The 26,814-nt window shown below is 60.6% G+C and carries 33 protein-coding genes; 15 read left to right on the forward strand and 18 right to left on the reverse strand.

All coding sequences use genetic code 11. The annotated features are described in order from the left end of the window. Positions 1-579 carry a division/outer membrane stress-associated lipid-binding lipoprotein gene (gene dolP / locus Q9290_RS12670; protein ID WP_306080010.1) on the forward strand — a complete coding sequence of 193 codons (579 nt, stop codon included), beginning with the start codon at positions 1-3 and terminating at the stop codon, positions 577-579. Between the two features lie 60 nt (positions 580-639). Here the strand turns inward: dolP and Q9290_RS12675 are convergent, their stop codons facing one another. The 8 genes from Q9290_RS12675 to zapE form a co-directional block, all read right to left on the reverse strand. Beyond that, positions 640-1,068 carry a ClpXP protease specificity-enhancing factor gene (locus Q9290_RS12675; protein ID WP_371930926.1) on the reverse strand — a complete coding sequence of 143 codons (429 nt, stop codon included), beginning with the start codon at positions 1,066-1,068 and terminating at the stop codon, positions 640-642. Between the two features lie 11 nt (positions 1,069-1,079). Next, entirely contained in the window at positions 1,080-1,709 is a 630-nt protein-coding gene (sspA, locus tag Q9290_RS12680; RefSeq protein ID WP_306080012.1) for a stringent starvation protein SspA, read from the reverse strand. 88 nt (positions 1,710-1,797) lie between these two features. Beyond that, the gene (locus Q9290_RS12685) at positions 1,798-2,532 is read right to left on the reverse strand and encodes a cytochrome c1 (RefSeq protein WP_306080013.1); all 735 of its coding nucleotides are present in this window, start codon (positions 2,530-2,532) and stop codon (positions 1,798-1,800) included. Beyond that, positions 2,529-3,746, reverse strand: coding sequence for a cytochrome b (locus Q9290_RS12690; RefSeq protein ID WP_306080014.1), 1,218 nt, complete (start codon positions 3,744-3,746; stop codon positions 2,529-2,531). The genes Q9290_RS12685 and Q9290_RS12690 overlap by 4 nt, the downstream gene beginning before the upstream one ends. Positions 3,747-3,750: 4 nt before the next feature. Then, positions 3,751-4,341 carry a ubiquinol-cytochrome c reductase iron-sulfur subunit gene (gene petA / locus Q9290_RS12695; protein WP_306080015.1) on the reverse strand — a complete coding sequence of 197 codons (591 nt, stop codon included), beginning with the start codon at positions 4,339-4,341 and terminating at the stop codon, positions 3,751-3,753. A 297-nt stretch (positions 4,342-4,638) separates the two neighbouring features. Continuing rightward, the gene (rpsI, locus tag Q9290_RS12700) at positions 4,639-5,031 is read right to left on the reverse strand and encodes a 30S ribosomal protein S9 (protein ID WP_306080016.1); all 393 of its coding nucleotides are present in this window, start codon (positions 5,029-5,031) and stop codon (positions 4,639-4,641) included. A 15-nt stretch (positions 5,032-5,046) separates the two neighbouring features. Beyond that, complete coding sequence (gene rplM / locus Q9290_RS12705) at positions 5,047-5,475, reverse strand: 50S ribosomal protein L13 (protein WP_306080017.1); 429 nt, start codon at positions 5,473-5,475, stop codon at positions 5,047-5,049. Between the two features lie 251 nt (positions 5,476-5,726). Then, a complete protein-coding gene (gene zapE / locus Q9290_RS12710) occupies positions 5,727-6,827 on the reverse strand; it encodes a cell division protein ZapE (RefSeq protein WP_306080018.1) in 1,101 nt (366 codons plus the stop codon). 212 nt (positions 6,828-7,039) lie between these two features. Between zapE and Q9290_RS12715 the strand changes: the two genes are divergently transcribed. After that, entirely contained in the window at positions 7,040-8,398 is a 1,359-nt protein-coding gene (locus tag Q9290_RS12715; protein WP_306080019.1) for a Do family serine endopeptidase, read from the forward strand. A 94-nt stretch (positions 8,399-8,492) separates the two neighbouring features. Next, positions 8,493-9,590, forward strand: coding sequence for an outer membrane-stress sensor serine endopeptidase DegS (gene degS / locus Q9290_RS12720; protein ID WP_306080020.1), 1,098 nt, complete (start codon positions 8,493-8,495; stop codon positions 9,588-9,590). A 104-nt stretch (positions 9,591-9,694) separates the two neighbouring features. Here the strand turns inward: degS and murA are convergent, their stop codons facing one another. Genes murA through mlaF form a run of 7 tightly spaced genes read right to left on the reverse strand, consistent with a single transcriptional unit; the run spans position 9,695 to position 14,204 of the window. Next, the gene (murA, locus tag Q9290_RS12725) at positions 9,695-10,954 is read right to left on the reverse strand and encodes a UDP-N-acetylglucosamine 1-carboxyvinyltransferase (RefSeq protein ID WP_306080021.1); all 1,260 of its coding nucleotides are present in this window, start codon (positions 10,952-10,954) and stop codon (positions 9,695-9,697) included. An 11-nt stretch (positions 10,955-10,965) separates the two neighbouring features. After that, positions 10,966-11,226, reverse strand: a complete 261-nt coding sequence (locus Q9290_RS12730; RefSeq protein WP_306080023.1) for a BolA family protein — start codon at positions 11,224-11,226, stop codon at positions 10,966-10,968. Then, a complete protein-coding gene (locus Q9290_RS12735; RefSeq protein ID WP_306080024.1) occupies positions 11,213-11,497 on the reverse strand; it encodes an STAS domain-containing protein in 285 nt (94 codons plus the stop codon). Before Q9290_RS12735 ends, Q9290_RS12730 begins: the two co-directional genes overlap by 14 nt. Further along, the gene (locus Q9290_RS12740) at positions 11,494-12,129 is read right to left on the reverse strand and encodes an ABC transporter substrate-binding protein (RefSeq protein ID WP_371930927.1); all 636 of its coding nucleotides are present in this window, start codon (positions 12,127-12,129) and stop codon (positions 11,494-11,496) included. Before Q9290_RS12740 ends, Q9290_RS12735 begins: the two co-directional genes overlap by 4 nt. A 25-nt stretch (positions 12,130-12,154) precedes the next feature. Continuing rightward, positions 12,155-12,628 carry an outer membrane lipid asymmetry maintenance protein MlaD gene (gene mlaD / locus Q9290_RS12745; protein WP_306080026.1) on the reverse strand — a complete coding sequence of 158 codons (474 nt, stop codon included), beginning with the start codon at positions 12,626-12,628 and terminating at the stop codon, positions 12,155-12,157. A 6-nt stretch (positions 12,629-12,634) separates the two neighbouring features. After that, entirely contained in the window at positions 12,635-13,414 is a 780-nt protein-coding gene (gene mlaE / locus Q9290_RS12750; RefSeq protein WP_306080027.1) for a lipid asymmetry maintenance ABC transporter permease subunit MlaE, read from the reverse strand. Beyond that, positions 13,404-14,204 (reverse strand): phospholipid ABC transporter ATP-binding protein MlaF, encoded by an 801-nt coding sequence (gene mlaF / locus Q9290_RS12755; RefSeq protein ID WP_306080028.1) that lies wholly within the window; start codon positions 14,202-14,204, stop codon positions 13,404-13,406. The genes mlaE and mlaF overlap by 11 nt, the downstream gene beginning before the upstream one ends. Before the next feature lie 175 nt (positions 14,205-14,379). Between mlaF and Q9290_RS12760 the strand changes: the two genes are divergently transcribed. The 11 genes from Q9290_RS12760 to mgtE are packed head-to-tail and all read left to right on the forward strand — an operon-like array spanning position 14,380 to position 22,420. After that, positions 14,380-15,354: a KpsF/GutQ family sugar-phosphate isomerase gene (locus Q9290_RS12760; RefSeq protein ID WP_306080029.1), complete on the forward strand. Its 975-nt coding sequence runs from the start codon at positions 14,380-14,382 to the stop codon at positions 15,352-15,354. After that, positions 15,351-15,905, forward strand: coding sequence for a 3-deoxy-manno-octulosonate-8-phosphatase KdsC (kdsC, locus tag Q9290_RS12765; protein ID WP_306080069.1), 555 nt, complete (start codon positions 15,351-15,353; stop codon positions 15,903-15,905). Before Q9290_RS12760 ends, kdsC begins: the two co-directional genes overlap by 4 nt. Next, positions 15,902-16,450, forward strand: a complete 549-nt coding sequence (gene lptC / locus Q9290_RS12770) for an LPS export ABC transporter periplasmic protein LptC (RefSeq protein WP_306080030.1) — start codon at positions 15,902-15,904, stop codon at positions 16,448-16,450. The genes kdsC and lptC overlap by 4 nt, the downstream gene beginning before the upstream one ends. Beyond that, a complete protein-coding gene (lptA, locus tag Q9290_RS12775; RefSeq protein ID WP_306080031.1) occupies positions 16,419-16,940 on the forward strand; it encodes a lipopolysaccharide transport periplasmic protein LptA in 522 nt (173 codons plus the stop codon). Before lptC ends, lptA begins: the two co-directional genes overlap by 32 nt. A gap of 2 nt (positions 16,941-16,942) precedes the next feature. Beyond that, positions 16,943-17,668, forward strand: a complete 726-nt coding sequence (lptB, locus tag Q9290_RS12780) for an LPS export ABC transporter ATP-binding protein (protein WP_306080032.1) — start codon at positions 16,943-16,945, stop codon at positions 17,666-17,668. A gap of 43 nt (positions 17,669-17,711) precedes the next feature. After that, positions 17,712-19,148, forward strand: a complete 1,437-nt coding sequence (locus Q9290_RS12785) for an RNA polymerase factor sigma-54 (RefSeq protein ID WP_306080033.1) — start codon at positions 17,712-17,714, stop codon at positions 19,146-19,148. 25 nt (positions 19,149-19,173) lie between these two features. Continuing rightward, positions 19,174-19,461 (forward strand): ribosome hibernation promoting factor, encoded by a 288-nt coding sequence (gene hpf, locus Q9290_RS12790; RefSeq protein ID WP_014291323.1) that lies wholly within the window; start codon positions 19,174-19,176, stop codon positions 19,459-19,461. A gap of 2 nt (positions 19,462-19,463) precedes the next feature. After that, complete coding sequence (gene ptsN, locus Q9290_RS12795) at positions 19,464-19,910, forward strand: PTS IIA-like nitrogen regulatory protein PtsN (protein ID WP_306080034.1); 447 nt, start codon at positions 19,464-19,466, stop codon at positions 19,908-19,910. 10 nt (positions 19,911-19,920) lie between these two features. Further along, positions 19,921-20,787, forward strand: a complete 867-nt coding sequence (rapZ, locus tag Q9290_RS12800) for an RNase adapter RapZ (RefSeq protein ID WP_306080035.1) — start codon at positions 19,921-19,923, stop codon at positions 20,785-20,787. Beyond that, positions 20,774-21,049, forward strand: a complete 276-nt coding sequence (locus tag Q9290_RS12805; RefSeq protein WP_306080036.1) for an HPr family phosphocarrier protein — start codon at positions 20,774-20,776, stop codon at positions 21,047-21,049. The genes rapZ and Q9290_RS12805 overlap by 14 nt, the downstream gene beginning before the upstream one ends. Positions 21,050-21,058: 9 nt before the next feature. Continuing rightward, a complete protein-coding gene (gene mgtE / locus Q9290_RS12810) occupies positions 21,059-22,420 on the forward strand; it encodes a magnesium transporter (RefSeq protein WP_306080037.1) in 1,362 nt (453 codons plus the stop codon). A 95-nt stretch (positions 22,421-22,515) separates the two neighbouring features. Here the strand turns inward: mgtE and pmbA are convergent, their stop codons facing one another. Next, complete coding sequence (gene pmbA, locus Q9290_RS12815; RefSeq protein WP_306080038.1) at positions 22,516-23,856, reverse strand: metalloprotease PmbA; 1,341 nt, start codon at positions 23,854-23,856, stop codon at positions 22,516-22,518. 103 nt (positions 23,857-23,959) lie between these two features. Between pmbA and yjgA the strand changes: the two genes are divergently transcribed. After that, a complete protein-coding gene (gene yjgA / locus Q9290_RS12820; RefSeq protein WP_306080039.1) occupies positions 23,960-24,481 on the forward strand; it encodes a ribosome biogenesis factor YjgA in 522 nt (173 codons plus the stop codon). Between the two features lie 61 nt (positions 24,482-24,542). On the opposite strand, the gene tldD is transcribed toward yjgA, so the two are convergent. Together tldD and Q9290_RS12830 are read right to left on the reverse strand one after the other, a co-directional pair. After that, positions 24,543-25,988, reverse strand: coding sequence for a metalloprotease TldD (tldD, locus tag Q9290_RS12825; RefSeq protein WP_306080040.1), 1,446 nt, complete (start codon positions 25,986-25,988; stop codon positions 24,543-24,545). Beyond that, the gene (locus Q9290_RS12830; RefSeq protein WP_306080041.1) at positions 25,985-26,812 is read right to left on the reverse strand and encodes a carbon-nitrogen hydrolase family protein; all 828 of its coding nucleotides are present in this window, start codon (positions 26,810-26,812) and stop codon (positions 25,985-25,987) included. Before Q9290_RS12830 ends, tldD begins: the two co-directional genes overlap by 4 nt. Positions 26,813-26,814: the final 2 nt, after the last annotated feature.

Consider the following 26,814-nt stretch of genomic DNA (forward strand, 5'->3'; position numbering starts at 1 on the left):
ATGAACAAACCACTGGTCGTGATACTGACCTCTCTCGCCTTGTTACAGGGCTGTGCCGGCCTGGTCGCCGCCGGCGGCGCCACCGGCGCCAACATGATCACCGACAGACGCACCATCGGCACCCAGATCAGCGACCAGACCATTGAAATGCGTGCCCTGCACCGCCTCGGCGAAGAAAAGCCGATGTGGAATGACAGCCGCTTTGCGGTGATCACCACCAATGGCAAGGCGCTGCTGATCGGCCAGACCCCCAGCGAGGACTACCGCACCCGGGCCGAAGCCATCGTGCGCGAGGTGCCCGGCGTGAAAGAGGTGTTCAACGAAGTCCGCGTTGGCCAGCCCCTGACCCTGGCTCAGCAAAGCAAGGACAGCTGGCTGACCTCCAAGGTCAAGAGCACCCTGCTGACGGAAAAAAACATGGACGGCACCAAGCTCAAGGTGGTGACCGAAAACACCGAGGTGTTCCTGATTGGCCTGGTGACCCGCAAGGAAGCCGACATTGCCGTGCAACTGACCCGCAATGTGGCCGGCGTCACCCGGGTAGTGACCGCCTTTGAATTCGTCCAGGATGCGCCCTGAAGGGTAAGACGTAAACGTAAGACGACATAAAAAAACGCAGCCGGCTGGCTGCGTTTTTTGTTACTTGATGACCTTGAGGTTGGGCCTGCCCTTTTTGGGCTCGGGGCGGGCCGGCTCCATCTCGGGCGGCGCCGCCGGCTCGTCTTCGTCACTGGCCGCTTCGAGCCATTGCTCATAGGCCGGCTCAGGCGGAAAGAAAGTACCGGCACCGTTTTCACGGGCCTGAATGGCCACCACCGCCGCCATGGGAATGTACACCTGCAGCGGCTGACCACCAAAGCGGGCATTAAAGCTGACCGCCTCGTTGTCCATGTGCAGGCCGACCACGGCGCCGGGCGAGATATTGAGCACGATCTGGCCGTCGTTCACGTACTGGTGCGGCACCTCGGTGTGAGGCACTTCGGCGTTCACCAGCAGGTGCGGAGTCAGATCGTTGTCCAGCAGCCAGTCATAAAAGGCCCGCAGTACATAGGGACGACTGGGGGTCATCTCATCCATGGTCAAACCTTGCCACCCATGTCGCGCTCGACTTCGGTGAGCGAGGCCTGGAAGGAGTCGCGCTCAAACAGGCGTACCATATAGGCCTTGAGCTCCTTGGAGCCACGACCGGACAGCTCGATGCCCAGAGACGGCAGCCGCCACAGCAGCGGGCCCATGTAGCAGTCGACCAGACTGAACTCTTCGCTCATGAAGAAGGGGTACTCGACAAACACAGGCGCAATGGCCAGCAGCGCCTCACGCAGCTCCTTGCGGGCCTCATCGGCCTTGTCACCGCGCTGAATGCGCGCCACCAGTGAATACCAGTCCTGATCGATGCGGTGCATCATCAGCCGGCTGTTGCCCCGGGCCACCGGATAGACCGGCATCAGCGGCGGGTGAGGAAAGCGCTCGTCCAGGTATTCCATGATGATGCGAGACTCGTAAAGCACCAGCTCACGGTCGACCAGGGTGGGCACGGTACCGTAGGGGTTCAGCTCCAGCATGTCCTCGGGCAGGCTGTCAGGCTCGACCTGGCTGATCTCCACACTGACACCCTTTTCCGCCAGCACAATGCGCACCTGGTGGCTGTAGATGTCATCAGCCCCCGAAAACAGCGTCATGATGGAACGTTTGTTGGCCGCAACTGCCATTGAATCCTCCAGAAATCAAAAATGGGAACGGCAATGGAAGCAGTATACCCCCATTGCCGTTCACCTGTTCAGCTTAGACGACGTCGATTCAGTGTACGTCCCGCCAGTACTCTTTCTTCAGCAGGTAGGCAATGACGAAGAAAATCGCCAGGAAGCCCAGTACCCAGTAGCCAAGACGCTGGCGCTCCAGCTTGACCGGCTCACCGGAGTACACCAGGAAGTTGACGATATCGAGTACCGCCTGGTCGTATTCGGCCGTAGTCAGCTCGCCGTTGCCGTCGGCCTTAATGCCCACCGGCGTCACCACTTCCACACCGTCAACGGTATGGGTTTCGGTTTCCAGACGCGCACTGCCCTGCAGCGGCTCCAGCACGTGAGGCATGCCCACGGACGGGAACACCAGGTTGTTCACGCCAAACGGACGGCTGTCGTCCTTGTAGAAGGAACGCAGGTAAGTGTACAGCCAGTCGGCACCACGTACCCGGGCCACCAGGGTCAGATCCGGCGGCGCGGCGCCAAACCAGTTGGCGGCGTCGCTTTCAGGAATGGCGTTTTCCATCAGCTCACCGATGGGCACACCGGTGAAGTTGAGGTTGGCCTGCATCACATCTTCCGGAATGTCCAGATCCTGAGCAACGCGGTTATAACGCTGATATTGGGTGCTGTGGCAGCCGGAACAGTAGTTCATGAACAACTTGGCGCCGTTTTGCAGTGACGCCTTGTCGGTCAGATCGTAGTCCGCCTCGTCCAGGTGAACATTGCCGCCGGCGGCAAAGGTCAGGGCCGGCAACAGCGCAAACAATGCAACAACTATCCTTTTCATTTGAACGTTACCCTCTCTGGCAGCGGCTTGGTTTTTTCGTTTTTGCTGTAGAAGAACAACAGCACGAAGAAGGCAAAATAGCCGAAGGAACATACCTGAGCCAGCAGCGTCAGGGTCGGAGTAGACGGCAGCGCGCCCAGAATACCCAGAATGATAAAGCAGATCACGAACTGAACGATGTTCAGCAGGTGCAGCTTGCTGCGGTAGCGGAAGGAGCGCACCTTGCAGCGATCCAGCCAGGGCAGCACAAACAGCACGGCAATGGACAGGCCCATCAGGATAACACCCATCAGCTTGTCGGGTACCGCCCGCAGAATGGCGTAGAAGGGAGTGAAGTACCATACCGGGGCAATGTGCTCGGGGGTCTTCAGGCCGTTGGCCGCTTCAAAGTTCGGCGCTTCCAGGAAGTAGCCGCCGCCTTCGGGCATAAAGAAGATCACAAAGCTGAAGAAGAACAGGAAGCCCGCCACACCAACAATGTCTTTCACTGTGTAGTAGGGGTGGAAGGGAATGGCGTCTTTCGGCCAGCCGTTTTCGTCCTTGTTCTTCTTGATGTCGATTCCGTCGGGGTTGTTGGAACCCACTTCGTGCAGGGCCACGATGTGCAGGAACACCAGGATCACCAGCACCAGCGGCAGGGCAATCACGTGCAGCGCAAAGAAGCGGTTCAGGGTGGCGCCGGAGATTACATAATCACCCCGAATCCACAGGGTCAAATCGTCGCCGATGACCGGAATGGCCCCGAACAGCGAGATGATAACCTGGGCACCCCAGTAGGACATCTGTCCCCAGGGCAGCAGGTAACCCATGAAAGCTTCTGCCATCAGTACCAGGAAGATCAGCATGCCAAACAGCCACAGCAGCTCACGCGGCTTCTGGTAAGAGCCGTAGATCAGGCCCCGGAACATGTGCAGGTAGACCACCACAAAGAAGGCAGACGCACCGGTACTGTGCATGTAACGCAGCAGCCAGCCGTATTCCACGTCCCGCATGATGTATTCGATGGAGGCAAAGGCGCCTTCACCGGACGGGTTGTAGTTCATGGTCAGCCAGATACCGGTGAGGATCTGGTTTACCAGTACCAGCATGGCCAGAGAGCCAAAGAAGTACCAGAAGTTGAAGTTTTTGGGCGCGGGATACTGACCTACGTGCTTGTTGTAGGTCGCCGTCATCGGAATGCGCTCGTCGATCCAGCTTACGAGTTTACCCAGCATGATGTTAGGCTCCTTCCTTGTCTTCGCCCACCAGAATGGTGGCGTCGTTGACATAGTAATAAGGGGGAATGACCAGGTTCAGCGGAGCCGGAACCCCCTGGAACACGCGGCCGGCCATGTCAAACTTGGAACCGTGACAGGGGCAGAAGAAGCCGGCGCTCACACCCTGTACCTGCTCACCGAAGCTGTCGGGCAGGTAGGTGGGCGAACAGCCCAGGTGAGTACACAGACCCACGGCCACGAATACCTCGGGCTTGATGGAACGGTAAGCATTCTGGGCATAACCCGGCTGTTGCGGCTGCTCGGAGGCAGGATCCCGCAGCTGGTTGTCATGCTTGGGCAGCCCGTCCAGGATGTCCTGGCTGCGACGCACGACCCATACCGGCTTGCCACGCCACTCTACCCGAATCAACTGACCGGGCTCCATTTTGCTGATGTCGACTTCTACCGGCGCACCGGCGGCTTTCGCCTTGGCACTGGGGTTCCACGATGCTATGAAGGGCACAGCGGCAAACGCAGCTCCGACCCCACCCACAACTGTGGTTGACCAGGTCAGAAATCTGCGGCGACCGGTATCAACTGGCGCATTGCTCATCCAAAAACTCTCCCATTTGGTCTCCGCGCATTTATTTTTCGTTCCATGCATTGAACCTGCGATGTGGCAACCGCGGCGGATATCATGGTTTCAATTGCCACAAAAAACCCGGAAATTCTAATGAAAAGCGCGGTCTTTTACAAGGACGGCCAGAGTGCCGGAGCTCTCATATATGACGCCACAATTTGTTTCAAATCAATATATAAGCAACAAGTCATTGATTCGAAAGAACCGCCTTTCAACAATAAAAAAGCCCGGGTAAACCGGGCTTTTTGATATACAAGACTGCTGTCCCAATTAACGCTTGGAGAACTGGGGACGCTTACGCGCCTTGTGCAGACCAACTTTCTTACGCTCAACGCGACGGGCGTCACGGGTCACGAAGCCGGCCTTGCGCAGGGCACCGCGCAGGGTCTCGTCATACTGCATCAGGGCACGGGTAATGCCGTGACGGATGGCGCCAGCCTGACCGGAGATACCACCACCAGCAACGGTGATGAACAGGTCCAGCTTTTCGCTCAGTTCAGTCAGTTCCAGCGGCTGACGAACCACCATGCGGGCGGTTTCACGACCGAAGTACTGATCCAGTGAACGCTGGTTGATAACGATGTTACCGCTGCCCGCCTTTACGAATACGCGCGCAGTGGAGCTTTTGCGACGGCCGGTACCGTAGTATTGAGTTTCTGCCATTTGCCTAATCCCGCCTTAGATGTCAAGTACTTGAGGTTGTTGCGCAGCATGGTTGTGCTGGCTGCCCGCATAGACTTTCATCTTGCGGTACATGGCACGACCCAGGGGGCCGCGGGGCAGCATGCCGCGTACGGCAGACTCGATTACCATCTCGGGCTTACGGTCGATCAGCTTTTCGAAGCTGATGGACTTGATGCCACCCGGGAAGCCGGAGTGAGAGTAGTAAATCTTGTCAGACGCTTTATTACCGGTAACTTTTACTTTCTCGGCATTGATCACGATGATGTAATCACCGCAGTCAACGTGAGGAGTGAATTCCGGCTTGTGCTTACCGCGCAGGCGGCGGGCGATCTCGGTGGCCAGACGACCCAGAGTTTTGCCCTCTGCATCAACAACATACCAGTCACGCTTGACGGTTTCTGGCTTAGCAACAAAAGTTTTCATGGATGAACCCAAATTACTGAAAATGAATCCTACACTTGCGCAAATGCGCAAAACACGACCAGACCCCCTACCCCTTCGAGTAGCTGTCTGCTTACTGTGATGCCACCTTATCGGCAGCTGTGTAACGTGGGCCGGGCGATTATAGGTAAAGTAGCCTTAAAAATCACCTGCTAATTTCAATGCCCGTTGAAACCGGCCGGCTCGCCCGCCCTTCCCCCGACCATGCCTCGGATCGGGGGCGCATATTGTGACTAAGGAAGGTGCTCTCTGGCAAGATATTCATGGGATTGCATTTCGGTCAGCCGCGATAAACAGCGCCGAAACTCGAAATCGAGCCGTCCTTCTCCGTATAACTGCTCCATGGGCACTGCCGCCGAGATAATGAGCTTGACGTGACGTTCGTAGAACTCGTCCACCATGGCGATAAAGCGCCGGGCGGCATCGTCACTGTCGAGCCCCATGGGCTGCACATCCGCCAGCAGCACGCTGTGGTAGCAGCGGGCCAGCTCAATGTAGTCGAGCTGGGAGCGGGCGGTGCAGCACAGTTCCTCAAAGCCGATGTAGAGCACGCCGTCGCCCTCGGCGATGGTGGTCAGGCGGCGGTGGTTGACCTCGATGTCGGCGCCCCAGCGTCCCGGCTCGTTGCTCAGACGGGCGAAATACTGCTCCAGGTTGGCGCTGGCACTGGCGTCGAGGGGGGAATGATAGATTTCCGCCTGCTGCAGGGTGCGCAACCGGTAATCGGTGCCCGAGTCGACGTTGATCACCTCGCAGTTGGCCTTGATAAGCGCGATGGCCGGCAGAAAGCGGGCCCGCTGCAGGCCGTTGCGGTAGAGTTCGTCCGGGGGAATATTGGAGGTGGCCACCAGGATCACGCCGTGGCCGAACAGGTATTCAAACAGGGTGCCGAGGATCATGGCATCGGTGATGTCGGAGACGAAAAACTCGTCAAAGCAGATCACCCGGGCATCCCGGGCCAGCCGCTCGGCCACGGTTTTCAGCGGATCCGCCTGCCCTTTCAGGCTTTGCAGCTCGTCGTGCACCCGTACCATAAAGCGGTGAAAGTGCACCCGCAGCTTGCGCTCAAAGGGCAGACAGTCGTAAAAGGTATCCATCAGGTAGGTTTTGCCCCGGCCCACACCGCCCCAGAAATAGAGGCCGCGAATGGCAGGTGACTGTGTCTCCTGGCGCCCCCTCAGCCGCTGCCACAGACTGGGCTTGGGGACTGCTGCGGGCCGAGCCGTAAGCTCATCGAACAGGCGCTGCAAATGGGCCACCGCCTCGGCCTGGGCCGGGTCGCGCACAAAGTCGGAACGGGTCAGATCCGCCTGGTATTTACTGCTGGGAGTCATGGCTGTCACTGAATGAACACGAAGGGCGCCAGTGTAGCGAGGGGCTGTGGAAATCGGCAAGCAATGGGGGGCAGAGGCTTGATCTTCCACACAAAAACCACAATTAATGAAAACAGCACCATTTGGCACGCCGGTATGGAACTCCGCTCACGACGGCGAGTCTGAACAAACAATTTCCGGTATTTATCGTTTGAACCGTTAGGAGCATATGCATGAAAGCTCGACTTCCCCTGTTGTCCGCCCTGGCCCTGAGCATGGGCCTCGCCATTCTGCCCGCCGCCCAGGCCGCCCTGCCCTTTGGCGCCGGTACCGAGATCAACAGCCTGGCGCCGGTGGTGGAAAAGGTCAGCCCCGGCGTGGTCAATATTTCGGTGTCCGGCAGCAAGGTCAGCCGCCAGGTGCTGCCCGAGCCGTTCCGCTTTTTCTTTGGCCCCAACATGCCCGGCGAGCAGGTGCGCGAGCGTCCCTTTCAGGCCCTGGGCTCCGGGGTGATCATCGATGCCGACAAGGGCTATGTGATCACCAACAATCACGTGATTGAAGACGCCGATAAAATTTTGATCACCCTGATCGATGGCCAGGAATACGAAGCCGAGCTGATCGGGTCCGACAAGGAGTCCGACATTGCCCTGCTCAAGGTGGACGCCAAAAACCTGGTGGAGATCGGCTTTGCCGACTCCGACAAACTCAGGGTGGGCGATTTCGCCATTGCCATCGGCAACCCCTTCGGCCTGGGCCAGACCGTGACCACCGGCGTGATCAGCGCGCTGGGGCGCACCGGCCTGAACGTGGAGAACCTGGAAAACTTTATTCAGACCGACGCCGCCATCAACTCCGGTAACTCCGGCGGCGCCCTGCTCGATCTCGAGGGCAACCTGGTGGGCATCAATACCGCCATTCTGGGCCCGGGCGGCGGTAACATCGGCATCGGCTTTGCTATTCCCGCCAACATGGTGAAAAACCTGGCGGATCAGATCCTGGAATACGGCGAAGTGCGCCGGGGCGTGCTGGGTGTGATGGGCGGCGAGCTCACCTCCGAGCTGGCCCGCACCTTTGGCTATCGCAGCCAGCACGGCGCCTTTGTCAGCCAGGTACTGGAAGACTCCGCCGCCGCCGAAGCCGGGCTCAAGGCCGGGGACATCATCATCAGCCTGGACGGCAAACCCATTCGCTCTTTTGGCGAGCTGCGCGCCAAGGTAGCCACCATGGGCGCCGATCGCACCGTGGAACTGGGGCTGTTCCGGGATGGCAAGGAAAAAACCCTGGAGGTGACCCTGGATCACGCCAGTGAGCAAAAGGTCGCTGCCAACACCCTGCATCAGGCGCTGGAAGGCGCGTCCCTGACCAACAGCGAGCACGGCGACGGCGTACGCGGCGTCAAGGTCACCGAGGTGACGCCCCGCTCTCCCGCCGCCCTGGCCGGTCTGGAAGAAGGCGATCTGATCATCGGCGTGAACCGCCAGCGGGTGAAGGAGCTGGGAGAATTGCGCAGAATCATCGAGGCCAAGCCGGAAGTGCTGGCCCTGAACATTCAGCGCGGCAATTCCTCCATTTATCTGGTGCTGAGATAACCCCCTGACACCAAAGGGAGTCTGCCGCCGGTGGACTCCCTTACCCACGCCTTTATGTTATGCTTGGTGGATTCAACAGCCACCACCCTTTGCCATGCGGCCAGCTTCCCTTTTCAAATACAGTCTTCAGGGCGTGCTCTACGGCGTGCTGATGGCCGTGCTGCTGTTGTTACTGTTTCCCCAGTTGCGCACCCAGTCCATTGAGCACTGGTGGCGCAACCCCCAGGCCGGCATCACCAGTTTTGCCTATGCCGCCGCCCGGGCCGGTCCTGCCGTGGTCAATATCTACACCCGCAGCTTTCAGCACGGCGGCACCAGCCCGGAGCTGAGTGCCACCGGTCTGGGCTCGGGGGTGATCATGTCATCCCGCGGCTATGTGCTGACCAACTACCATGTGATTGCCGAGGCCGATCAGGTGATAGTCGCGCTGCAGGATGGCCGCATCATTGCCGGCAAGGTCATCGGCTTTGATGTCCCCACGGATCTGGCGGTGCTGAAGATCGACGCCGACCGGCTGCCCGCCATTCCCCAGAGCGAGGATCTCGCTCCTCAGGTAGGGGATATCGTGCTGGCCATCGGCAACCCCTACAACGTGGGCCAGACCATCACTCAGGGCATTATCAGCGCCACCGGCCGCAGCGGCCTGTCGAGCATGGGCCCGGACAGCAACGGCCGCCAGGATCTGCTGCAGACCGACGCCGCCATCAATGCCGGCAACTCCGGTGGTGCCCTGGTCAATGTGTATGGCGAGCTGGTGGGCATCAACACCGCTTCCTTTCAGAGCGTGGCCCATCAGGAAAGCTACGGCATCAGCTTTGCCATTCCCTATGCCCTGGCCACCCGCATCATGCAGGATCTGATCACCAACGGCCGGGTCATTCGCGGCTACCTGGGCATTGGCGGCGCCGACATTCCACCGGTGATGGCCCGGCTGCTGAATCTGGAAGAGCGGGCCGGTATTTACGTGGACAACGTCAGCCCGGACGCGCCCGCCGACAAGGCCGGCATTACCAGCGGCGACGTGCTGCTGGCCATCAATGGCGAGGAGATCATCAATACCCGCCAGGCCATGGACATGGTGGCGGAAACCCGGCCGGGCACGGAAATTCGCGTCACCCTGCTGCGCGCGGGCAAAATTCTTACCCTGCCGGTACAGATAGAGGAAGACCGCCGCTTTCAGCGCCTTCGATAAATAAGGCCGTAAGCATGTAACGTTGCCAATAAAAACGGGAAGACATTCAATGTCTTCCCGTTTAACTGTTAACGCAGCCCACCCGGGCGACACTCGCTCAGAACTTAGTTGCCCTTGATACGCTCAATCTGGCCACCCAGGGCTTCGAGCTTGGCTTCAATCACTTCGTAGCCGCGGTCAATGTGGTAGATGCGATCCACAATAGTGGTGCCTTCGGCCACAAAACCGGCCAGCACCAGACTGGCAGAGGCACGCAGATCGGTCGCCATCACGGTGGCGCCGGTCAGTTGCTCGGTGTCGCCGCAGATGGCCATGTTGCCGTTAAGCTCGATATGAGCGCCCATGCGGTTCAGCTCGGGCACGTGCATAAAGCGGTTCTCAAAGATGGTCTCGGTCACCTGACCCACGCCCTTGGCCACCGCATTGAGCACGGTGAACTGAGCCTGCATATCGGTGGGAAAGGCCGGGTACGGCGCGGTCTTGATGTCCACCGGCTTGAGGGTGCGGCCGGTCATGTCCAGGCGAATCCAGTCCTCACCGGTTTCCACCAGTGCCCCCGCTTCCCGCAATTTCACCAGTACCGCTTCCAGCAGGTGCGGATCCGTGTTGCGGCAGATGATATCACCGCCGGTAACGGCCGCGCCCACCAGAAAGGTGCCGGTTTCAATGCGATCCGGCTGCACGCTGTAATCACCACCGTGCAGGGCCTCGACGCCGTCGATAATCAGGGTGTCCTGGCCAATGCCCTGAATGTTGGCGCCCAGGGCATTAAGGAAATGGGCCAGATCCACCACTTCCGGCTCCCGGGCGGCGTTTTCGATAATGGTACGGCCTTCCGCCAGCACCGCCGCCATCATCAGGTTTTCGGTGCCGGTGACGCTGACCATGTCCATCAGAATATGGGCACCCTGAAGGCGGCCGTCGACCCGGGCCTTGATATAGCCGTCTTCCACCTTTATTTTCGCGCCCATCTGCTCGAGGCCGTGAATGTGCAGGTTGACCGGGCGGGCACCGATGGCGCAGCCGCCGGGCAGGGACACATCTGCCTTGCCAAACTTGGCCACCAGCGGCCCCAGCGCCAGAATGGAGGCACGCATGGTGCGCACCAGATCGTAGGGGGCGATATGGCTGTTGACGGCGCCGGCGAGCACGGTGACACCGCCATTCACTTTTACATCCAGGCCCATGGAGGCCAGCAGCTTGAGGGTGGTGTCCACGTCCTTCAGTTTGGGCACGTTGGAGAGATGCACCGCCTCGTCACACAACAGGGTGCCGAACAGGATGGGCAGAGCGGCGTTTTTAGCGCCGGAGATGGTCACCTCACCGGCCAGCCGGCAGGGACCCTGAATTCTGAACTTGTCCATTCGCGCTCCTGTCAGGACGGCATGATAAATTTGCGCTCCCGGGCCCACTGCTCGGGAGTAAAGGTCTTGACGCTCAGGGCGTGAATGGCGTTCTGGGCAATCAGATCCATCAGCGGGCCGTTAATGGCCTGCTGACGCTTGACCCGGCTCATGTCGGCGAAGATCTCGGACACGGCGATCACCTGAAAGTGATCACCTTCGCTTTTCACATACAGCTCGTCCAGCTCCAGGGCGTCGCGCAGTCGGCGCTCTACTTCGTTATTCAGATCCATGTTGGCTCCGGGAATCGGTTTCGGGCAGCTCAAACAGTGAGCTGACTCCATACAAATCGGCAAGAGGATAAAAACTGTCGGGGGGCGAACACAGCGCCAGGCGCTGGTCACGGGCCGCCAGGGCCTGGCTCCACTGCACCAGCAGCGCCAGACCCACCGAATCGATGCGCTCAACCGCGCTCAGATCGGCACGGGTCTCGGCAAACAGGGTATCACGCTCCGCCCACCAGGCGGGCAATTGCTCCCGGGTCAGCGGACGGGTCAGTTTCATTGGGCGGTTTCCAGCGGGGCCACCGGCTTGCTGGTCAGCTCGCGCAGCTGGCCGCTGACCACATCAATGCCCTTCTGGCGGATCAGGCCGCTCAGCTCCGACTGCTTGGCGGAGAGCAGGCTGATGCCTTCGGCAATCATGTCAAACACCTTCCATTCGCCGGTGCGGCCGTTCTTGCGCAGCTTGAATTCCAGCTTGATTTCAGGCTTGTTCGGCTCCAGCACCGTCACCGGCACCGTGGCCAGCTTGTCGTCCGGGCCCACGGTGCCCTTGCCGATGTTCACGGTCTGCTGCTTGTAGGCGGCCAGAGCATCGGCATAGGTCACCACCAGGTAGTCACTGAAGGCACTCACAAAGCGCTCGCGCTGCTCGGCGGTGGTCTTGTTGAGCTGGCTGCCAATCACGCGAAAGGCGGAAAAGCGCACGTCCACCGCCGGCAGCATTTCTTCCCGCACTATGGTGCGCAGGTGCGCGGGATTGGACGAGATCTCGCCCTGCTCCTGCTCAAGCCGGTCAAAGGTGCGCTGGGCCACCTGATCCACCAGCACATAGGGATCGGTACCGGCCAGGGCCGGCAGTGAAAACAGGCCGGTCAGTACCAGCAGCCAGGACATCAGTTGTTTTTTCATGATTCCTCCTCGGGGAAAATGGGCCGGTTCAGTCTTTACCGATGGAATAAATAAACTTGCCGATCAGCTCTTCCAGCACCAGGGCGGACTGAGTGTCGGCGATGGTGTCGCCGTCGGCCAGCATGCCGATGCCCATGTCTTCGTCGGCAAAGCCCGGGGTAATGCCCAGATACTGCTCGCCCAGCAGGCCGGACGTCAAAATGGCGGCGGTACTGCTTTCGGCAAATTCACCCGCGTCCTTGTTCACCGCCAGAGTGACCACCGGCACCTGAGTGTCGCTGTCCAGGGTGATGTTGGCCACCCGGCCCACCACTACGCCCCCCACCTTGATGGGAGAACGCACCTTGAGGCCGCCGATATTGTCGAACCGGGCATAGAGGGTATAGGTTTCGCCCTGACCGTTCACACTCACGCCGGCCACCTTGAACGCCAGCAGCAACAAGGCGCCGATGCCGGCCAGCATAAAGCAGCCGACGCTGAATTCCAGTTTGCTGTATTTCATTATCGCTTACCCGAACATGATGGCGGTGAGCACGAAGTCGAGCCCCAGTACCGCCAGAGAAGAATGAACCACGGTACGGGTGGTCGCCTGACTGATGCCCGCCGCCGTGGGTTTGGCATCAAACCCGTTGAACAGGGCAATCCAGGTCACCACCAGAGCGAACACCAGGCTTTTGACAAAGCCCTGCATGATGTCTTCCTGCAGATCCACCGCCGCCTGCATGGCCGACCAGAAGCCGCCTTCATCGACTCCCAGCCAGTCTACTCCCACCAGCTTGGCGCCCCAGATGCCGATCATGTTAAACAGAAAGGCCAGCAGCGGCATGCTGATAAAACCGGCCCAGAAGCGGGGGGCCACCACCCGGCGCAGCGGATCCACCCCCATCATTTCCAGGCTGGACAGCTGCTCGGTGGCCTTCATCAGGCCCAGCTCGGCGGTCAGGGCCGAGCCGGCCCGGCCGGCAAACAGCAGGGCGGTGACCACCGGGCCCAGCTCCCGCAGCAGCGACAGCGACACCAGCGGCCCCAAACTGCCCTCGGCGCCAAAGTCCACCAGCACGTTATAGCCCTGCAGGGCCAGCACCATGCCGATAAACATGCCCGAGACCAGAATAATCAGCACCGACTGAACGCCCACCACATGCAATTGCTGTACCAGCAGCGGAAAGTGCTTTTTGGGCTGCGGACGCCCCAGCAGGGCGTGGGCCAGCATAAAACCGGCCCGGCCCAGGGCAGTGAGACCGGATACGCCCTGGCGGCCGAGACGGCCAATCACGTCAATCAACATAGGCCAGTGACTCCCTGTAGTCCGGTGCCGGGTAATGGAACGGCACCGGGCCGTCCGCCTCGCCCCGCAAAAACTGAATCACCTGGGGATCCTGATGGGCCTTCAGCTCCCCGGGGGTACCCGCGGCGATCACCTTTTTATTGGCGATGATATAGGCGTAATCGGCGATGGTCATTACCTCGTCGACGTCGTGGGTGACCACGATGGAGGTAAGCTGCTGGGCCCGGTTGAGCTCGGCAATCAGCCGCACCAGCACCCCCATGCTGATGGGATCCTGGCCGGCAAAGGGCTCATCGTACATGATCAGCTCCGGATCCAGGGCGATGCTGCGGGCCAGGGCCGCCCGCCGGGCCATGCCGCCGGACAGCTCCGATGGAAACAGTTGCGCCGCGCCGCGCAGGCCCACCGCCTCCAGCTTCATCATCACCAGGGTGTGAATAATGGCTTCCGGCAGGCCGCTGTGCTCACGCAGGGGAAAAGCGACGTTGTCGAACACCGACAGGCCGGTAAACAGGGCGCCGCTCTGAAACAGCATGCCCATGCGCCGGCGCACTTCATAAAGCCGGCTGCGGCCCAGGGACGGTATCGACTCGCCGTCGAACAGCACTTCGCCGCTGTCTGGCTTGATCTGACCGCCGATAAGACGCAGCAGGGTGGTCTTGCCAATACCGCTGGGGCCCATGATGGCGGTGATCTTTCCGCGCGGAATTTGCATGCTGATGCCCTCGTAAAGAGTGCGATCACCATGACTGAAGCAAAGGTCCCTTATTTCGACAAGGCTTTGACTCACACTGTGTCCCCGCAAAAAAGAAAGGATTGTATGGGTTCGGTCGAATATCGGCAACCGAATGGCATTGAATTTGCGCCACCCCCTGACCGGAGGTGATCCCGGTCTCAGGTATCAAGCCGGTCGCTTCTCGGGCCCGGCTTTTCTATAATGGCGCCGCCTAAGTGTGGAGAAAGCCATGTCAGCAGAATTTGATTACCGTACTACCGCCCAGCGCGTTCTCGATATTGAAAAGGCGGCCCTGGACGGCCTTTATCAATATTTGGATGAGTCCTTCAATCATGCCTGCCGGCTGATGTTTGAATGCCCCGGCAAGGTGATTGTCACCGGCATGGGCAAATCGGGCCACATTGCCAACAAGATTGCCGCTACCCTGGCCAGTACCGGCACCCCCGCCTTTTACGTGCATCCGGGCGAAGCCAGCCACGGCGATCTGGGCATGATTGACAGCCGGGACGTGGTGCTGGCCCTGTCGAACTCGGGGGAAAGCGAGGAAATCATCTCCCTGCTGCCGGTGCTCAAACGCCGCGGCATCAGGCTGATTTGCATGACCGGCAAACCCGAGTCCACCATGGCCCGGGAAGCGGATGTGCACCTGTGCACCCGGGTTGAGCAGGAAGCCTGCCCGCTGGGACTGGCCCCTACCGCCAGTACCACCGCCACCCTGGCCATGGGCGACGCCCTGGCGGTGGCGCTGCTGGAAGCCCGTGGCTTTACCGCCGACGACTTTGCCCTCAGCCACCCGGGCGGCGCCCTGGGCAAGCGGCTGTTACTGCGGGTGGCGGACGTGATGCACAAGGACGCGCGGGTGCCCAGCGTGAGCCTGGATACCCTGATCATCGACGCGCTGCTGGAAATCGGCCGCAGTGGCATGGGCTTTACCGCCGTGGTCGACGCCGAAGGACGCCTGGCCGGCATCTATACTGACGGTGACCTGCGCCGCACCCTGGACCACAAGATAGATGTGCACAATACCCGCATCGACCAGGTGATGACCCGCGGCTGCACCACTGTGCCCGCCGGCATGCTGGCGGCGGAAGCGGTCAAACTGATGGAAGAAAAAAAAATAAGCGGTCTGCTGGTACTGAATGGCGAACAGCGTCCGATCGGTGCCTTTAACATGCACGACTTACTACGCGCGGGAGTGATCTGATGACGGTACAAACCCTGTACGGCGCCGTAACCAAAGAGGTATGGCACCGGCTGAAAGACGTTCGGCTGCTGATCTGCGATGTGGACGGCGTGCTGTCCGACGGCATGATCTACCTCGGCAACGAGGGCGAGGAATACAAGAGCTTTTCCACCCGGGACGGCTTTGGTATCAAGGCCATTCTTAACGCGGGCATCGAGGTGGCGGTGATCACCGGGCGCAGCTCGCGCATCGTCAGTGACCGCATGACCGCCCTGGGCGTGCGCCACATCTACCAGGGCCAGAGCGACAAGCAGCGAAGCTATGGCGAACTGCTTGACCGTTTACAGCTGACTTCGCAGCAGGTGGCTTATATCGGGGACGACGTGGTCGATCTGCCGGTGATGCAGGACTGTGGCCTGGGCGTGGCGGTGGCCGATGCGCATCCGCTGGTGCTGCAGCGGGCCTGCTACACCACCCGCACCGCAGGCGGCCGGGGGGCGGTGCGCGAGCTGTGCGATCTGCTGCTGGATGCCCGCGGTCAGCTGGATCAGGCCGAGGGCATGAGCGTATGAGCCGCCAGACCTGGCTGTTTGGCGGCCTGTTTGTGGCCGCCCTGGCCACCTGGCAATGGTTTGACCGCGACCGCAGCGCGCCGGCCAGCGAGCAGGATTTTCAGCCGGATTTTGTGGCCACCAATCTGTCCAGTGTGCAGTACAACCGGCAGGGATTACCCTACCGGGGCATGGAAGCGCAGCATGCGGAGTACTACGAATCCCTGTCCATGACCCTGATGAAAAAACCTGTTATCTTGCTTTATTCTCCCGATGGCCAGCCCCAGTGGCGACTGAGCGGGAATGACGGCACCATCAACACCGGCGATAACGCCGTGCTCACCGGCAATGTGGTGGGCAAGGGGCTGCAACCGGATGCCCTGGTGGACACCCTGACCACCGAATATCTGGAAATGGACTTTATCAACAACCGGCTGCGCTCCAACCAGAAAGTGCGGCTGGAAAGCCCGCAATATCAGGCGGAAGGCACGGGCCTGCGAGGCAGGCTGGATCAACAAACGGTGGAATTACTGAATGAAACCCGGGCAACTTATTTCAATCCTTAGTCTTGGCGGCCTGCTGGGCCTGGGTCAGGCACAGGCCAAAGACAGCGATTATCGTCAGCCGGTGACCATTGACTCGGGCCGCCAGCTGGTGGAGCTGGCCGACAACAAGGTCACCTTTATCGACAAGGTGGTGGTCAAGCAGGGCAGCATTGACGTGCGCGCCGACGAGCTGGTGGTGATCCGCAACGAGCAGGGCCTGCAGTCCATGACCGCCAGGGGCAACCCGGCCACCTACCAGCAGACCCTCAACGACGGTCAGCCGGTACACGCCGAAGCCCGGGAGATTCACTACGACATGCGCGCCCGCACCATTACCCTGATCCGGGACGCCCAGCTCAAGCAGAACGATAACATCGTCACCGGTTACCGTATCCGCTACTTTATCGACAAGGAACAGATGGAAGCCGAAAGCCAGGGTGGCAAGGACCGCGTGACCACCATCTTTCTGCCCGAACAGGTGCAGGACCTCGACAACCAGGATAACAACTGAGCATGGCGATACTGAAAGCGCGCGGCCTGCAGAAAAGCTACAAGGGCCGCAAGGTGGTGGCTGACGTCAGCCTGACCGTCAACACCGGCCAGATCGTGGGCCTGCTCGGCCCCAATGGCGCCGGCAAGACCACCTCCTTTTACATGATAGTGGGCCTGGTGCAGCGGGACGCGGGCAGCATCACCATTGACGACAAGGACATCAGCCACGAGCCCATGCACGTGCGCGCCCGGGCCGGCATTGGCTATCTGCCTCAGGAGGCCTCCATTTTTCGCCGCCTGAGCGTAGCCGACAACCTGATGGCGGTATTGCAGACCCGCAAGGATCTGAATGCCGACGGCCGTACCGAGAAAATGGAGCAGTTGCTGGAAGAGTTCAACATCACCCATATTCGTGACAGCCTGGGAATGAGCCTGTCCGGCGGCGAGCGCCGGCGGGTAGAGATCGCCCGGGCGCTGGCGGCGGATCCGCGTTTTATTCTGCTCGATGAGCCCTTTGCCGGTGTGGATCCCATCTCGGTCATAGATATCAAGAAAATTATTCTGCACCTGAAGGAACGGGGCCTGGGCGTACTGATCACCGATCACAATGTGCGCGAGACCCTGGATGTGTGCGAAAAGGCCTATATTGTCAGTCATGGCCATCGCATCGCGGCCGGCACGCCGGCGGAGATCCTGGCCAACGAGCAGGTCAAAAAGGTCTACCTCGGCGAACAATTCAGCCTTTGACGGCACCGCCACCCGCGGTTTATCAGGAAGGACGTTGCAACGAATGAAGCCAACTCTTCAGTTACGCCTTGGCCAACAGCTGACCATGACCCCTCAGTTGCAGCAGGCCATTCGCCTGCTGCAACTGTCCAGCATGGAGCTGCAGCAGGAAATCCAGCAGGCGCTCGACAGCAACCCCCTGCTGGAACAGGAAGAGCCGGACAGCATCAAGGTCGATGATAACCGCAACCAGGAGCAGATGGCCTCCGACACTGCCATGGAGCGCAACCAGCTGTCCGAAGAGCTGCCCATGGACACCAGCTGGGAAGAGGTCTACACCGCCTCTCCCGTCAGCGGCGGCGCCGGCCTGCCGGAAGGGCTGGAAGACAGCGTCTATCAGGGAGAAACCACCGAAAGCCTGCAGGATTACCTGCTCTGGCAAATGCACCTGACTCCCTTCAGCGACACCGATCAGGCCATTGCCCTGGCCATTATCGATGCCGTGGACGAGGCCGGCTACCTTACCGCCGATATTGATGACCTGCTGGCGGCCGTCTCTGCCGAGGAGCTGGGCATTGAGGCCGACGAGGTGGAAGCCGTGCTCAAGCGCGTTCAGCACTTCGACCCCATCGGCGTGGCCGCCCGCAGCGTTCAGGAATGCCTGCGCATTCAGCTGGATCAATTCCCGCCCGACACTCCGTGGCTGACCGAAGCCCGTAACCTGCTGGCTCAGCACATGGACCTGCTCGGCAACCGCGACTACCGCAGCCTGCAGCGCAAGACCAAGCTCAAGGAAGACGAGCTGCGGGAAGTGCTGGCGCTTATTCAGCAGCTCGAGCCCCGCCCCGGCAGCAGCATCATTCAGGGCAACTCCGAATACGTGATCCCCGACGTGGTGGTGACCAAGCGCAGTGGCGTCTGGGTGGTGGAGCTCAACCCCGAGGCCATGCCCAAAATACGCCTCAACCAGACCTACGCGGCCCTGGCCAGCAAGCCCCGCAACAGCGAAGACGGCCAGTTTATTCGTAACCATTTGCAGGACGCCAAGTGGTTTCTCAAAAGCCTTGAAAGCCGAAATGAGACGCTGCTCAAGGTTGCCAATTGTATTGTTGAACAACAACAGGCATTCTTTGAGTATGGAGAGGAGGCCATGAAGCCCATGGTGCTGAACCATGTGGCGGAGGCGGTGGAAATGCATGAGTCCACCATATCCCGGGTCACCACCCAGAAGTTCATGCACACTCCCAGAGGCGTGTTTGAACTCAAGTATTTCTTCTCCAGCCATGTGGGCACCGACGATGGCGGTGAGTGTTCTTCCACGGCAATTCGCGCCCTGATCAAAAAACTGGTCGGGGCAGAAAACCCGGCCAAGCCGCTGAGCGACAGCAAAATTGCCCAGCTGCTGGCCGACCAGGGGATTAAGGTGGCCAGGCGGACCATCGCCAAGTACAGGGAGTCACTGGCCATTCCCCCTTCCAATCAGCGCAAACGCCTGGTTTAAAGGCAAAAACAGAAGGAAGACGTTTATGCAAATCAACCTGACCGGACACCATGTCGAAATCACCGATGCACTGCGTGATTATGTAAACAGCAAGTTTTCCCGGCTGGAACGCCATTTCGATCACATCACCAATGCGCACGTCATCCTCAATGTGGAAAAAATGCAGCAAATCGCCGAGGCCAAGCTGCATGTGAGTGGCGGCGAGCTGTTCGCCAACGCCCAGCACGAAAACATGTATGCAGCCATCGATGGCCTCATCGACAAGCTGGATCGTCAGATCATTAAACACAAAGAGAAGCTCAAGCAAAAGTAACCATGGAAGTCGCCGACATACTAAGCAGGGACTGCACCCGCAGTGCAGTTCCCTGCACGAGCAAGAAACGTGCTCTGGAAATCATCAGCGAGCTGGCTGCCGAACATCTCCACATCGGCAGCCAGCAGCTTTTTGACTGCTTGCTGGCCCGGGAAAAAATGGGCAGTACCGGCATCGGCAATGGCATCGCCATTCCTCATGGCCGGATCAGCAACGATAACAAGGCGACTGCCGTACTGCTTACCTTTGCCGAGCCGGTGGAATTCGATGCCATCGACAACCAGCCGGTCGGCCTGGTGTTTGCCCTGCTGGTACCGGAGCAGGAATGCAAACAGCATCTGAAAACCCTGTCGCTGATCGCCGAGAAGCTGAGCAACAGACAGGTTTGCCGGCAACTGCGCCAGGCCGGCAGCGACGAAGAACTTTACCAAATCATGATTTCAGCCTGAGGACATTCACATGCAGCTGGTGATCGTCAGTGGTCGTTCCGGATCGGGCAAAACGGTGGCGTTGCGGGTACTTGAAGATCTCGGCCACTACTGCGTCGACAACCTGCCGGTGGCGCTGCTGCCGGAGCTGGTGCGGCTGCGCCGGGACAAGCCCGGTGCCGTGGCAGTGAGCATAGACGTGCGCAACCTGCCCGACAGCCCCGATCAACTGGAAGCCTTTCTGGCCGAAGTGCGGGCCATGGATGAAGTGCAGCTGTCCAGCTTCTTTATCGATGCCGACAACTCGGTACTGATCCGCCGTTTTGGCGACACCCGCCGGCTGCATCCCCTGTCCCGCCAGAGCCTGACCCTGGACGAGGCCATTCGCGAAGAGACCCACCTGCTGGCGCCGCTGTCATCGGATGCAGATCTGCGTATCGACACCTCAACCCTCAGTATTCACGATCTGAGCGAGATCATTCGCGAGCGCATTCTTGGCAAAAAGGAGAAGGAGCTGAACTGGGTCTTTGAATCCTTTGGCTACAAGTACGGCGTATCCAAGGACGCCGACTTCGTGTTTGACGCCCGCTTTCTGCCCAATCCCCACTGGATTGCCGAGCTGCGCCCCTACACCGGCCAGGATCAGCCGGTGGCCGACTACCTGAGCAGCCAGCCCGAGGTGATGAAATACCTGTGGCAGCTGGAAAACCTGCTGATCACCTGGATGCCCCATCTGGAACGCAATAACCGCAGCTATGTCACCGTGGCCATCGGCTGTACCGGGGGACAGCACCGCTCGGTATTTATCGCCGAACAGCTGGCCCGGGTCTTTACCCAGCTGGGCAAGAGCGTGCAGCTGCGCCATCGCACCCTGGAAAAGCGCCATGCCGAAAATTGAACGCAACCTGCAGATCGTCAACAAACTGGGGCTGCATGCCCGGGCCGCCATTCAGCTGGTCCAGCTGACCCAGCAGTTCGATGCCGAAGTGACCGTCTGCAACCAGCAAAAAGAAGCCCCTGCCAACAGCGTGATGGGCCTGCTGATGCTGGAAACCGCTCAGGGGCACGCCATTCGGGTGGTGGCCGAGGGGCCGGAGGCGGAAGCGGCCATGGACGCCGTCGCCCGGCTGGTGGCGGATCGCTTTAACGAGTCGGAATAAGCAGATCCCATGACTGAGCCAGCAGAGCAGCCCGGCGCTCCCGATCACCTGGAAACCATCACCCAGGCGCTGAACAGCGGCATGTTTGTGCACGTACGCCGCATGCTGCAGCAAATGCGCCCCGGGGACGTGGCCTGGCTGCTGGAGTCCTCCCCCACCCCCAGCCGCAAGGTGCTGTGGCAACTGATCGATCCCGACGATTACGGCGAAATCCTGGAAGAGCTGTCGGAAGAGGTGCGTGACGGCATCATTCGGCTGATGGAGCCGGAAAAGCTGGCCAGCGCCCTGGAAGACATGGAGTCGGACGATCTGGCCTATGTGCTGCGGGATCTGCCCGAGCAGCTGTTCAACCAGGTGCTCACCGAGATGGACGAGCAGGACCGGCACCGGGCCGAGCTGGCGCTGTCCTACCCGGAAGACACCGCCGGCTCACTGATGAACACCGAGTTTATTACTCTGCGCCCGGACGTGACCATCGACGTGGTGCTGCGCTACCTGCGGCTGCACACCGAGCTGCCGGAAGGCACCGATACCCTCTATGTAGTGGATCAGCACAACCGGCTGCTGGGGGATATTTCCCTCGCCAGCCTGGTGGTGCAGTCCCCCACCACCACGGTGGCCGAAGCCATGGACACCACGGTGGAGGCCATTCCCCTGACCATGGCCGACACCGATGTCGCCAACCTGTTTGAGCGCCACGACTGGCTCTCGGCGCCGGTGGTGGACGACAACAACCAGCTGCTGGGGCGCATTACCATCGATGACGTGGTCGACATTATTCGCGAGGAAGGCGAGCACTCCATGATGGGCATGGCCAAAATGGACGACGACGAGGACACCTTTGCCCCCGTGCTCGTCAGTGCCCGCCGCCGCTCCTTCTGGCTGACCATCAACCTGGGCTCGGCACTGGTGGCCGCCAGCGTGTCCAACATGTTTGAGGAAACCCTGTCACAGCTGGCCACCCTGGCCATTCTGATGACCATAGTGCCATCCATGGGCGGCATTGCCGGCAACCAGACCCTGGCGCTGGTGATCCGCGGCATGGCGGTGGGCCATATCGGCGACAGCAACGCCCGCTGGCTGCTCACCAAGGAAGCGCTGGTGGGCCTCATTAACGGCATGCTGTGGGCCCTGGCCATTTCGGTGGTGGTGGCGTTGTGGAAGGGCAGCTGGGAAATCGGTCTGGTCATCGCCGCCGCCATGTTTATCAACCTGTCGGTGGCCGGCCTGGCCGGCGCCAGCATACCGCTGATCATGAAACGCTTTAATATCGATCCGGCCCTGGCCGGCTCCATGGCATTAACCACCATCACCGATACAGTAGGCCTGCTGTCCTTCCTCGGCCTGGCCACCCTGATCTTGCTGCACTAAAAGCGGGAAGCCGAAAGCCAGAAGCGGTAAGCACCCAAAAACACAAAGGGCCGCATATGCGGCCCTTCTTCAAGCTTCAAGCTTTCAGCTCTGGGTTATTGCCCGGCGATCTTCATATTGTCGATCAGTACCGAGCCGGTATGCAGGCTGGAGCGGGTTTCCACATCGGTGCCGATGGCCTGAATGCCGGCGAACATGGTTTTCAGGTTGCCGGCGATGGTGATCTCCTCCACCGGGTAGGCAATCTCGCCGTTCTCCACCCAGAAGCCGGCGGCGCCGCGGGAATAGTCGCCGGTGACGATGTTCACGCCCTGCCCCATCATCTCGGTCACCAGCAGGCCGGTGCCCATCTGCTTCAGCAACTGGGCGTGATCCTGACCACTGCTGGATACCGTCCAGTTGTGAATGCCGCCGGCGTGGCCGGTGACCGGCAGCCCCAGCTTGCGCGCCGAATAACTGGTCAGCAGGTAGGTCTGCAGTACGCCGTTCTCGATGATATTGCGCTCAAGAGTGCGAACGCCTTCGTTGTCAAAGGGCGCGCTGGCCAGCCCCTTGTTGAGGTGGGGTTGCTCGTGAATGGAGAGCCAGTCGGGAAAGATTTGCTCGCCACAGGCGTCAAGCAGAAAGGACGACTTGCGGTACAGGTTGCCACCGCTGATGCCCATGACCAGGTGACCGAACAGGCCCGCCGCCACATCCGGGTGAAACAGCACCGGCGCCTGGGTGGTGCCGATTTTGCGGCCGCCCAGTCGCCCCAGGGTACGGCTGACGGCCTCGTCGGCCACCCGCTCGGGCGCCCACAGATCGTCATAGCTGCGGGCCGAGGTAAAGCCGTATTCCCGCTGCATGTCGCCGTCCTGCTCGCCGATGAGCACACAGCTCATGCCGTAACGGGAGCCGGCAAACCCCTTGATAAAACCATGGCTGTTGCCGTAGACCCGAATGCCCACATTGGCAGAGAAGCTGGCCCCGTCCGACTGCTTGATGCGCTTGTCGCGTCCCAGCGCCGAACGCTCGCAGCGCAGCGCCTGCTCGATAAAGTCGTTCGGCTCCATGGCCCGGGGAAAGCACAGCTCGAGCTCGGGCGCCTCCCAGGCCAGCTGGTCGGCATCGGCCAGGCCGGCATGAGGATCGGCGGTGGTGTAACGGGAGATGTCCAGCGCCGCCGCCACGGTGCGGGCAATGGCATCGGGGCGCAAATCCGAGGTGGAGGCCGAACCCTTGCGGCCGTCCCGGTAGACGGCAATGCCCAGAGCGCCATCCTTGTTGAACTCGATGTTTTCCAGCTCGGCATTACGGGTGTTGACCGACAATCCGGTCTGCTTGCTGATGGACACCTCTGCCGCCTCGGCACCGAGGCGTTTCGCGCTTTCCAGCGCCTGCTCGACCGCCAGTTCAAGCTGGCGCTGTTCGTTTAGAATCTCTTCGGGAGTCATAATGAATTCGCTGGTTCCGTTTGCCGTTAGCATAACAGACCCCTGCGCCCCTTGGGAGAAGCTGGTAATATATTCACCATCACCGATTTGCAAGAGAAATACCATGCGCCATCACGACGATCAGCCCGCCCACGACGACGACATCGAGTGGGTCAGCAAAAGCGAAATGAAACGGGAAAGCCAGGCCCTGCAACAGCTGGGCATGGATCTGGTCAGGCTCAATCCGAGCGATCTGGCCAAGGTGCCGCTGGATGATGAGCTGAAAGACGCCATCGCCCTGGCCCACAAGCTGGCCAACAAGCGTGAGGCGCAGCGCCGCCACCTGCAGTTTATCGGCAAGCTGATGCGCAGCCGGGATGTGACCGCCATTCGCGAAGCGCTGAATGCCTTTGATCAGAAAAGCGCCGTGGCCAACGCCCATTTTCACAAACTGGAGCAATGGCGGGATCGCCTGATCAAGGAAGGCGACAAGGCCGTAAACGATCTGGTGGCCCAGCACCGCCAGCTCGACCGCCAGAAGCTGCGCCAGCTGGCCCGCACCGGCCGCAAGGAGCTGGCCGCCGGCCTGCCTCCCAAGGCCTACCGGGAACTGTTCCAGTACCTCAAGCAAAACCTGGGAGAGTAACCTCTTTCCCCATAAAAAACGCCGGCAGCATGCCGGCGTTTTTTATTGATAGCCTAACAACTTACTGGGTGCCGCCGACCGTCATGCGGTCCAGCTTGAGGGTGGGCTGGCCCACGCCCACCGGCACGCTCTGGCCGTCCTTGCCGCACACACCCACGCCGGCGTCCAGGCTCAGATCATTACCCACCATGGACACCTGGCTCATGGCCTCGGGGCCATTGCCGATCAGGGTGGCGCCCTTGATCGGGGCGGTCAGCTTGCCGTCCTCGATGAGGTAGGCTTCAGACGCCGAGAACACAAACCGGCCCGAGGTAATGTCTACCTGGCCACCGCCGAAGTTGGGGGCGTAAATGCCCTTTTTCACACTGCGAATGATCTCTTCCGGTGGCGTCTGCCCCGGCAGCATGTAGGTGTTGGTCATGCGCGGCATGGGCAGGTGGGCGTAAGACTCGCGCCGGCCGTTGCCGGTGGGGGCCATGCCCATCAAGCGAGCATTGAGCTTGTCCTGCATATAGCCCTTGAGTACGCCGTTTTCGATCAGCACGTTATAGCCACTGGCGGTGCCTTCATCATCCACGGTCAGGGAGCCGCGGCGATCGGCCAGGGTGCCGTCGTCGACGATGGTGCACAGCTCGGAAGCCACCTTTTCGCCGATGCGGCCGGCATAGGCGGACGAGCCCTTGCGGTTGAAGTCCCCTTCCAGACCATGGCCCACGGCTTCGTGCAGCAGCACACCGGGCCAGCCGGCGCCCAGCACCACCGGCATGGTGCCGGCGGGTGCATCCACCGCTTCCAGGTTCACCAGGGCCTGACGCACGGCTTCTCTGGCATAGCCCATGGCCCTGGGGTGACCGTCCACCTCTTCCAGAAAATAGTCGTAACCGAAGCGACCGCCACCGCCGCTACTGCCGCGCTCGCGCCGGCCGTTGCGCTCGGCCAGTACCGAGCAGTTGAGCCGCACCAGCGGGCGCAGATCCGTGGCCAGGGTGCCGTCGGTGGCCAGCACCAGTATTTCTTCATAGACACCGGAGATGGAGGCAATCACCTGAGTCACGGACGGATCCAGACTGCGAGCAAAGGCGTCCATCTGCTGCAACAGGGCAATTTTTTGCTCCCGAGGCAGGCTGTCGAGGGGGTTTACGCCCGAGTAGCGGGCGGTCACCGGCTGCTGCCGGCCCACCTTGAAGCGGCCATCGCCACCGTGAGCGGCAATGCCCCGGGCGGCGCTCACCGCCTGATCCAGCGCAGCGGCGGTGAGTTCATCGGAATAGGCAAAACCGGTCTTCTCACCGCTGACCGCCCGCACCCCCACGCCCTGCTCGATGTTGTAGCTGCCGTCCTTGACGATGCCGTCTTCCAGCACCCAGGACTCATGCACACTGTTCTGAAAATACAGATCGGCAAAATCGATCTGGTGGCGGCTGAGCCGCGCCAGCTGGGCGTCGAGCAGGGCCATGTCCAGCTCGTTGGGCACCAGCAGGCTTTGATTGATCTGTTCAATACTCATTCGTTGTCTCTCCACACCGCTCGCAGGCGGGCATGTTGGGCCACTGGCATTTGTCGGCGTACGCTGTCGAGGCGCTGTTGTTCAAAGGGGGCCACAATCAGGCCCTCGCCCTTGGGCAGGCAGGCGCAAATCTCGCCCCAAGGGTCCAGGATCACCGAGTGTCCCCAGGTCTGTCGCCCGCCGGCATGGTCGCCAAACTGGGCGGCGGCCAGCACGTAACACTGGTTTTCAATGGCCCTGGCCTGCAACAGCGGCAGCCAGTGAGCCTGACCGGTCACCCGGGTAAACGCTGCCGGCACCATTAAAATGTCAGCCCCCCGCTCGCGCAACGCGCGATACAGCTCGGGAAAGCGCAGATCATAACAGATCGACAGGCCCAGGCGACCAAAGGGACTGTCCACTACACACAAGTCATTGCCCGGGCTGTAGGTATCCGACTCCCGGTAGCGGCCATGGCCGTCGGCCACGTCCACATCAAACAGGTGCAGCTTGTGGTAGCAAGCCACCCGCTTACCCCGATCATCATACACCAGGCAACTGGTGTGCAGTTTGTCACTGCCCTCGATGCGGGTGGGCATGGAGCCCACGACCAGCCAGATACCAAGGCGCCGCGCCCACTGAGCAAAGCAATCCTGTATGGCGCCTTCGCCCAGTGGTTCCGCCACTCGCTGCACCGCCTCGCGGCTGCCGAACACCACGGCGTTTTCCGGCAACTGCACCAGCAGCGGCCGGGTGGCAGGCAGGCGCTCCAGCAGGGCCTCAATGCGCTCGCGGTTGGCCGGCCAGTCGGCGCCGGCATTCAGTTGCAAGGCTACCAGTTCCATGT

The organism is Oceanimonas aquatica, from assembly GCF_030732065.1.
Lineage (GTDB): Bacteria > Pseudomonadota > Gammaproteobacteria > Enterobacterales > Aeromonadaceae > Oceanimonas.